General features: G+C 35.8%; 1 protein-coding gene. It reads right to left on the bottom strand.

Going from position 1 to position 1,027, the window contains the following annotated elements; translation table 11 throughout:
* Window positions 1-264: 264 nt before the first annotated feature.
* Window positions 265-468 carry a type II toxin-antitoxin system RelE/ParE family toxin gene (locus HMPREF1639_RS09725; protein ID WP_442956603.1) on the bottom strand — a complete coding sequence of 68 codons (204 nt, stop codon included), beginning with the start codon at window positions 466-468 and terminating at the stop codon, window positions 265-267.
* Between the last annotated feature and the right edge of the window lie 559 nt (window positions 469-1,027).

The raw sequence follows: 1,027 nt of genomic DNA, 5'->3' as shown, positions 1-1,027 counted from the left end.
AGTATATTCTAAACCACGAATAAAATCAATCTGCAAGTATAAAAAGAAGTCCACCTTGTATGTGATAAACTATGTATATCGTTAGACATACTAAATCCTCCTTTATGTTAAATATTTTTGTAGTTGCCAGACCACAATAATATTATACAACAAGGAGGNTTTTTTGATAGTTTCTCAACGCTAAAGCTACACTGAAANCCCAGTCNAACNGGGGTTTTCATTNATACAAAAAAGCACCAACCATTTCTGATTGATGCTTTCAAATTATTTTGTTTTTGTAAATCTNTTTAATTGCGTATCCACATCTCGTCCACCGTACATAACACGGATAATCGTAACCACTTGTGTATCATCATTCGGAATATATAGAACAAGATAATTGTCTACTGGCGCTACGTGTAGTCCTCGACTTTTCCATGGTTCCAATTCATATTGTCGATACCTCTTCGGCATATGATCAAGATCCATAACATGCTTCAAGTCTATCAAGCTGACTACTTGCATTTTNTGGTGCCTGCAGTTCAAAAGCAATGTATTCGAAGATTCCACGAAGGTCTATCTCGGCCTGATCTGAAATCTCGATATCATAAATCATAAACTGTAATCCTTGCGTATATCAGAAAAAACAGATTTTGCTGATCTAGTACGACCAGCCTGCATATCCGCATATCCTTTATAATCATCGTTGCTGTTTTCAGCATACATATAATTCACGAGGCCAATGGTAAGCAAATCCAGGTCTCGGATACTAATCCCCAGCTGTACGCAACGAANCAAAAATAAAGGTGTTGTCATGAGGCGATCTGTTGGACGAAGTTTTTTTAGCACTTACATCCGTCTGAACCTTTAGCCCCCAAAGTTCAATGAGCTATGGAAGAACCTGATAGATTGAGAACGTATTAAATCCATCCAGTTTTTGAAGAAATCTTGATCAAATTCTATGTTTCTATAGTAAATTTCAGTTATTTTTGATATAATATTTGTAGATGACATGTCAATTCTCCTTTGTTATTTGTTTTTAGTCGAC

It is taken from the genome of Peptostreptococcus sp. MV1, from assembly GCF_000758885.1.
Lineage (GTDB): Bacteria > Bacillota > Clostridia > Peptostreptococcales > Peptostreptococcaceae > Peptostreptococcus.
Note: the sequence above shows the minus strand (reverse complement) of the source record. Positions and strands in the feature narration are given on the sequence as shown.